At 39.6% G+C, this 7,151-nt stretch carries 9 protein-coding genes; 1 reads left to right on the forward strand and 8 read right to left on the reverse strand.

Annotated features, from left to right (window positions below; genetic code table 11):
- Positions 1–10 precede the first annotated feature (10 nt).
- The 5 genes from CDI09_RS09235 to CDI09_RS09255 form a co-directional block, all read right to left on the reverse strand.
- Entirely contained in the window at positions 11–661 is a 651-nt protein-coding gene (locus tag CDI09_RS09235) for a hypothetical protein (protein WP_078528397.1), read from the reverse strand.
- The gene (locus CDI09_RS09240) at positions 627–1,373 is read right to left on the reverse strand and encodes a Flp family type IVb pilin (RefSeq protein WP_110571271.1); all 747 of its coding nucleotides are present in this window, start codon (positions 1,371–1,373) and stop codon (positions 627–629) included. Before CDI09_RS09240 ends, CDI09_RS09235 begins: the two co-directional genes overlap by 35 nt.
- Position 1,374: 1 nt before the next feature.
- Positions 1,375–1,965: a hypothetical protein gene (locus CDI09_RS09245; protein ID WP_146220860.1), complete on the reverse strand. Its 591-nt coding sequence runs from the start codon at positions 1,963–1,965 to the stop codon at positions 1,375–1,377.
- A gap of 129 nt (positions 1,966–2,094) precedes the next feature.
- Complete coding sequence (locus CDI09_RS18445) at positions 2,095–2,781, reverse strand: hypothetical protein (protein ID WP_151892044.1); 687 nt, start codon at positions 2,779–2,781, stop codon at positions 2,095–2,097.
- 675 nt (positions 2,782–3,456) lie between these two features.
- A complete protein-coding gene (locus CDI09_RS09255; protein WP_146220861.1) occupies positions 3,457–4,185 on the reverse strand; it encodes a hypothetical protein in 729 nt (242 codons plus the stop codon).
- 157 nt (positions 4,186–4,342) lie between these two features.
- Here CDI09_RS09255 and CDI09_RS18140 point away from each other — a divergent pair, with 157 nt between their 5' ends.
- On the forward strand, positions 4,343–4,528 hold the full coding sequence (locus tag CDI09_RS18140; protein ID WP_170120488.1) for a hypothetical protein: 186 nt from the start codon (positions 4,343–4,345) through the stop codon (positions 4,526–4,528).
- 63 nt (positions 4,529–4,591) lie between these two features.
- Here the strand turns inward: CDI09_RS18140 and CDI09_RS09260 are convergent, their stop codons facing one another.
- From CDI09_RS09260 to CDI09_RS18145, 3 genes are all read right to left on the reverse strand, one after another.
- Complete coding sequence (locus CDI09_RS09260; RefSeq protein ID WP_078528390.1) at positions 4,592–4,873, reverse strand: hypothetical protein; 282 nt, start codon at positions 4,871–4,873, stop codon at positions 4,592–4,594.
- A 375-nt stretch (positions 4,874–5,248) separates the two neighbouring features.
- Positions 5,249–5,980 carry a hypothetical protein gene (locus CDI09_RS17725; RefSeq protein WP_146220862.1) on the reverse strand — a complete coding sequence of 244 codons (732 nt, stop codon included), beginning with the start codon at positions 5,978–5,980 and terminating at the stop codon, positions 5,249–5,251.
- Positions 5,981–6,320: 340 nt separating this feature from the next.
- Positions 6,321–7,151: hypothetical protein (locus CDI09_RS18145; protein ID WP_170120489.1), on the reverse strand; the 831-nt coding region annotated here is incomplete at its 5' end.

Consider the following 7,151-nt stretch of genomic DNA (forward strand, 5'->3'; position numbering starts at 1 on the left):
GTGTTATGGTTCACCTAATTTCGTGTGATAGCGAAAGTCCATTTTTGCCATCCTGGTTCAGCAGATAGGTGACCCGGATTTTTGGTGTCACTTTTCCATATTCAAAGCCCTGCAGGTGTTTTGAATTGTAATCCGATGGTATGCTGTCCCCCGCTATATAGACCTTCGGGGCTTCACTCAGTGCATCATTCAGTTTGCTATCAACACCTGGTTTACGTGGAACCTTTGCGATTGCCTTTGACCAGATGATGACACTGGATGTGCCAGCATCATACGTCATCTCGATATGGTCGAAATATGGTGTTAGATAATCGGTAAAGTCATCTATCGTGTGAATTTGTTTTCCGTCCGCTGTAAGCAAGCCATTAATCGTGAAGTTAGACATGCCTTTATCTGGTTTGGTATCAACCGATAAGTGACTATATGATTGATATATCTGTTTATACATATTCAACATATCAACCGTATCAAGTTGATATTTTTGATGTGACAATGTCTGATTATCGTGTTCGCATGTGATACCCTGGCATGTTGCCGCATGTCCTATTCCATGATTGACGCCAAGTCCAATGACGATGCCAGCAATTAAATAAAGTGTTTTCATGATGTTATCCTCCCTTTTGTTATCAGCATGTTTCGCTATGATAGGTGCCAGTGCCATCTGTGTATCCGGATGGACATGTGAACCCTGGTTCTGTATCAGTCCATGTTGTGTTATCTTCCGTTATTTTATTTGGTGATTCATTATAATATCCATATTGCGAACTACCAGTATAAGTGTTAGTGTTTTCTTGTTTCATCGTATCAGTTGATATGCCTGGACCCCAACCCGAAGTATTCGTATTCACATCTGTTACTGTATAAGTAGGCTCTCCGCTACTATCAGTTGTCATCACAATAGGTGAATCTGCTCCATCTTGTGCCGACTTATATTGTTGATATAATGCGTCTAATTCTTTAGGTGATGTAACAGGCGTTCCATCTTTTTTATAGATACCAGATAACACATAATAATTATCAATTTTATAGGTTCCCGTAGAACCATCCCACATTGCAGGCATTCCACCTGTTCCTGTTTCAATTCCTGAATAATGATATTCATCTCCTATATAATAAGCTATATCCTGGTCTAATTGTTCAAAAGAATTTCCCGTTATCGGCTTACTGTTAGATGAATTCATGACATTGCCGTGCGCTCCCGTGCAATTAGCACTTCCTAAACTACCGCTAATTTCATCGGCAATTGTGCAATAAACATTGTTCAGGTTACCACCAGTTAGCGTCCACGCTGTGACACATGATATTGCAATCAAGGCGGCAATGACTACATATTCAATCGCAGTATTTCCGTCTTCATTCATTGTTTTCTTCATATTAATTTCCCCCTTTTGTTTTTGATATTGCCAAGCCTTCCTTTCCATCCTGATTTAATAGGACAACAAACCTAATATGTGACATCTGATTGCTTTTAAACTCAAAGCCTTGCAAATGATTAGGATTGTCATCCTGTGGTATGCTGTTGCCCGCCACGTAAACCGCTGGTGCTTCAGCAACCGCCTCATCCATTTTATTTTCAGTGCCCGGTTTTGCAGGATGTTTGTTTATATAAGGTGCCTTGGTGATTATTCCTGAAATGTTACCATCATAAGATGCCTGAATATGATTAAAGTAAGGCGATAAATACGCTCTGAACTCATCAACAGATTGAATTGGAATTCCATTAGAAGTTGTTAGCCCTTCTATATGTATTCCCTTGTCTTTGGTTTCACCTCTTGACATAGCCTCCAGCAAGTCATTTTCATGTTCAATGTGCTTATACCATTTCAACATGTCATAATTATCTAACTTATGATTACTATACTCCGACATCTGTTCTTCATGATTACACATCAAACCAGTGCAGATATCAGCATGTGCCGAAACACTACCCAGTGTTAAACCAGCAATTAATACTATCCGTTTCATATCGTTCCCTCCTATGTTGCTCTATATTACTTCAATATACCGTGAACATAGGAATGATAACAATAAACACAAACTAACAAAAAAACATTAGTTATATAAAACGAAAGAAAAGCATGAATACAAAAGCCATTAATGCATGTCGGTGTTCAGACCGGGGGTTACCGTAGTGGTGTCTGGTGTGGTGGTCGTATTTCCATATCCATAACTATTAACTGTTGTCCCTCCTTCCTGCTGTTGTGATTCAGTGAAGGTATCAGTGGATGTCGTGTTGTAGTGGTAGGTTTCGTCTCCAGACTGCGAAGGAATAGAAACATCATCATATCTATTTTGTGAAATTGAATATTGATGTTCACCATTTCCGTTTTCTGCTGAATTCGGTATGACTATACCGCTATCTTCTTTAGATGCCGATAGGTAATCATCATATTGTTGTTCACTTGATATAGGGCTATAATTTCCATTCAAGTCCGTCACATCTTCGGCTACTGTGTCACCATATTTGGCTGCTATCTTGTTATAAAAATCTGTAAGGGCGCTTTTAAGTTCATCAGCATTGGTTATCGGTGTGCCATCAGTTTTATATATGCCTGATATCACTGGTGCTTCATCACCAAAGGCATAATTATAAGTCTTGCCATTCTGTGTTGATTCAACGCCCTTTTGACTATCACTTAATGCATAGTCATACATTGATGTGACCGTAGCTGCTAAATTGTAAACGTCCGAACCAGATAATGCCGAACTATTTTTTGAATTGTAATAATTGTTATTTAAACCTTGGCAATCAGTAGAAGACGAACCAAGGTCACTTGCCACCGTGCAATATACACTCTTTAAATCAACCCCCGTGATGCCAAGAAGACCATAAATCACAATAGCGATAAAAAATGTTAGTAGAACATATTCTATCGCCGTGTTACCTTCCTGATTGCTGATTGCTGATTGCTGATTGCTGATTGCTGATTGCTGATTGCTGATTGCTGATTGCTGATTGCTGATTGCTGAACTTAATATTGCGGTGTGTTCGTGTTCTCATGATAATTCCCTCCTATGTTGCTCTATATTACTTCAATATACCATGAACATAGGAATAATAACAATAAAGATGAATAATGATATTTCAATTTAGTGCATTCAGGAATGCATAACATTCTTGACGAACTATATATGTATTTGTTTCAATTAAATAAGGGGGTATGTTTACAACTGTTCTACATATTAAGGTAAACATATTTATGACAAATTGGAGGATATCATTATGCTGATTACAATACTTGCAATCTTTAACATTCTTTTGGCTATTTTCTTTTTATGGAAAAATGGCTACAAAATAATAACGGAACGTAAAACGATGCTACGTGAAGATGTTGTTTTAAATGGAAGTATGGTTTCAGTATCTATTTTATTCCTTACTACCATGTTAGTTCATTACATCTAACAAAAAATGGAAAACACGATGTCATGAAAGGAGGGGAAACCCTCCTTTTTTTATTAGATACTTCGACCGCTAAAGTCATGAACATCATCATCTGGTTTCTGTTCACCATATCCATGGCTTTGTAATGCCACCAAATCATTTAAGGTTTCAGGGATATCATAGACTTCATGACCTTTGGCATATGACCTGGTGAAGTCCGTTGCCATCATGCTGTATGCTTTTTCGGCACCTGTTTTCCCTTGGTTTAGAATTGGATTCATACGTTTTGAATATGCGTCGTCTTGAACGGGCTGTTCAAATCGGTTTTTATATAGCCATTCCCTCATTTCATTGTTCGGGGCGTGGTCCATTTTAATGGAAATGGTTCCCATTCCATTTGGATATGTATCATTCTTTTGGAATGTGCCTGTTATCTTGATGCCTTCCCGTTCAGCAGTCACAGGACCATTATGTAAGACAATGGCTTTCTTCACATCCTGATATGCCAGTTCCAGGCGTGTTTCAGCCCTTCGCATCTCAGCCGGTGCAAACTGATACCCCGTTGTCGAATTCTTTTTCTTCTTACACAAGTCACGAACCTGCTCATCCGTGTAGCATCCACGTTCTTTTAATAAAGTCTGTGCCGTCTTGCGGTCTTTGTTATCTTCCATGTGTTCACGCAAGATGTCATTTGCCGTCTTTAATTCGTCCAAATCAAACAAACGTTGTGCGCAAACTTTCTTTGCATCAGTGATTTCAGGATGTTCACCATCTTTTTGGTTAATATCGATAGCATTTGTCATAATACTCTCCCTTTGTTGACATACTTTTATCATATGGTGTCAACAGGAAAGAAGGAAGTAACTCAGCATGTAATTATAAATAAGGTTAAGTTAACATTTTTCATGATTGCCCGGTATCTTAATAATTAGTGTTTAACTAAAAAAGGGGGATACCGTCATGATGGCTGTTACTATCTTATTATTTGTTTTCTTATTACCGATTGTTTACGTGCTGGTGGCAACAGCCAATCATGGCATAAACAAAAGCATCCACCACACGACAAAGGCAATCAGGTTCACGACAAGACGTGTTCGCGGGCATAAGCCGGTAGTAAGACGCTACGCCATGCCAGGCGACCGCTGATACGCCTTCTGTGTGTCCTATCCAGCCCCCGATAGGGCAATGGGGCACACAGACCTGCACAGGCTACTGGATTGTGTTCTTACGTTCTGGAAAGCCTGTACGCCCTTCCAGTCGCCATTCTATGATTTCACGGAAATAGCGCCATGCCTCGAGGGCATCATCATCCGAACCGGCTTCGGGGATGCCTGGAACCAGAAGGGTCTTGTTGTCATACGCAAGCCTGGCGTTCGTTCTCACGGCATCCATCAGTTTTTTGCTATCTTCATCATTGCCAAGGGGTAGCGCCCCTTCGGGCATCTTTTCCCCGAATTCAATTTGTCCACCACGGTAGCAATACGCATACATGTTCGTTCTCCTGATACGCTATGCGTATCATATCCGGTGCGACATTATACAAAAAAAAGACGTTACGCCTACTCAAGCCATTCATCGGTTTTGCGCTATCGCGGTCAGGCCCGGTGATGTGTGTGTTAGCAAGCAGGTTTTTAGAATTCGTCTCATGCGCCATGCGGCGCTTTTGTCATCATTTAGCCGCAGGCGCTCAGGAAATCCAGACATCCAGGACATGCTTGAACACACACACCACCACGGGCTTTGGTAAGGCATCGCCTTACAGCGCGATAGCGCCCCCCTCCCCTGTCATCGGACATAAAAAAAGCCCTTGGCTATCAACCAAAGGCTTTCATTCATTACAAATCATTTGCAACCTACATGTTTAAATCAATCGCCCAACCGCTCACTGAAGTCCCATGCGCTTGTTTCATCTGCAACCCTGATTGTGAACCAATCAACATCAGCACGTGGTGCCACGGTATCCTTGTGTTGACCCTTGGTGTGTCTCAGAACAGGGTTCTTTGCATATACAAATGGCTTTCCATCAACACTGATGATTTCATCTGCATCGATGATATGCGTACCAGCAACCGTTGCGGTGTCACCAAGCAACTTCCAATCCTTGCCCTTCATCGGGTTTTTGGTTTTTTCAGGAACAATCAACACATCACCTTGACGCCTGGATAACGCCAAAACATCAGGTTTAACTTTCCACATCCAGCACTGGACCGCATTGACCACACCTTCAGGGGTTTCATTTCGACGGATAGCGCCGTGGATAATGCCTGCTGAAACAGGATGACGGAATGGTTCGCCATTTTCATTAAAACCACACAAAACATAAGTCTTGCGAACAGTCATATAACTGTTTTTATATTTCCTGAATGCATGCCTGATTTGCATGATACCAACACCCTGGTCTGCATCCCATCCATATAAGTCATGATTAATTGCATCCCCCCTACCTTTGCTATCAAAATCACAGAATGTGTCAGGCAATGCTGGTTTTAGATAATTAATGATATCCTGAACACCACCACCTAATAACTCACCATAATTTCCACGGCTTATATTATTAATAGATAATTTTGAACGTGTGTCATATCCCTTCTTACTCATATCAGGTCTCCTTAATATTCAAGCAATCACCATTGACTACCCCTTACCTTTATTAAATCAAATTCCGTATGATAATTGCAAGTATTTCGAACATAATAAATAAAAAAATGTGTTGACGTTTTATTTCCCATTAAGATAGCGACGTATTTGATAAAAATTAAATGATAAAAAAGCCCTATGGCTGAACCATAAAGGCTTAATTGTTTGATATCATGATGACACCTATTGTTTCACATAGTCATGGAATATATTTCTTCTTCGGGTTCCTGTTTTATATTCTGTTCTTTACAGGCATCTAAAAGCATTTGTGTTTCTTCGGGCGTTTCAGATTTCGGACTGATCACCTGCGGCTAAATGCTGATAAAATGAAATCCGATATCCAGGATATGAATGAAGACGTATCACCATCCCCAGATTTGCAGGCATCTTTTAGTGTCTGTTTTTCTTCGGGTGTCCTTACTTCACTAATGCCGTTTTTTTTGGATAAGGGGGTATCTTCGATATAAACAGAACCACCAAAGTCTGCATTTTGTCCTATGGTTGTTAAATTGCTACATAATGCAATTAGGTCACCTTCAACTTTATGATTGAATTCGGTTAGATTGTAACATCTTTCAATATGAACAGAACCGCCGAAACTTGCATCTGGTCCAATAGTTATTAAACTACTCCCCCATGCTTTAAAATCACCACGAACTTTATGATTCCACACTGGTATATGAGTATTAATGATATCAACAGACCCCCCGAACTCGGCATTTGAACCTATGTTTGTTAAACAACTATAAGATGCTTTAAAACTACCTAAAACCTTATGGTTCCATACTGTTATACATTTACAATTGCTGATATCAACATCTTTTAAAACAACACCTTCTGGTATGTTTTTGATAGCATCTTCACCAAAATACAGTGTGCCATCATTTGATAAGGCATAATTCACATTCATTATACTAATCGATTTAAACTTGATATTAGTTTTTGCTACTTTCTTGATGACATCATATCCTAAATATAAACTTCCATCTGTTGATATTGCATAATCTTCACGGATATTAATTCTATCAAACTCAATACCTTCTTCGGATGCCTGCTTAATATTATCCAATGCAAGATATAAACGACCATCTGCTGAAATAGCATAATCTGCATTACGAATATTAACTTTATC

It is taken from the genome of Komagataeibacter nataicola, assembly GCF_003207795.1.
GTDB lineage: Bacteria > Pseudomonadota > Alphaproteobacteria > Acetobacterales > Acetobacteraceae > Komagataeibacter > Komagataeibacter nataicola.

What these genes read in the sequence shown, in the direction of transcription:
- CDI09_RS09235 (WP_078528397.1), bottom strand. Translation starts at nt 661, where the DNA reads ATGGCACTGGCACCTATCATAGCGAAACATGCTGATAACAAAAGGGAG.
- CDI09_RS09240 (WP_110571271.1), bottom strand. Translation starts at nt 1,373, where the DNA reads ATGAAGAAAACAATGAATGAAGACGGAAATACTGCGATTGAATATGTA.
- CDI09_RS09245 (WP_146220860.1), bottom strand. Translation starts at nt 1,965, where the DNA reads ATGAAACGGATAGTATTAATTGCTGGTTTAACACTGGGTAGTGTTTCG.
- CDI09_RS09255 (WP_146220861.1), bottom strand. Translation starts at nt 4,185, where the DNA reads ATGACAAATGCTATCGATATTAACCAAAAAGATGGTGAACATCCTGAA.
- CDI09_RS18140 (WP_170120488.1), top strand. Translation starts at nt 4,343, where the DNA reads ATGATGGCTGTTACTATCTTATTATTTGTTTTCTTATTACCGATTGTT.
- CDI09_RS09260 (WP_078528390.1), bottom strand. Translation starts at nt 4,873, where the DNA reads ATGTATGCGTATTGCTACCGTGGTGGACAAATTGAATTCGGGGAAAAG.
- CDI09_RS17725 (WP_146220862.1), bottom strand. Translation starts at nt 5,980, where the DNA reads ATGAGTAAGAAGGGATATGACACACGTTCAAAATTATCTATTAATAAT.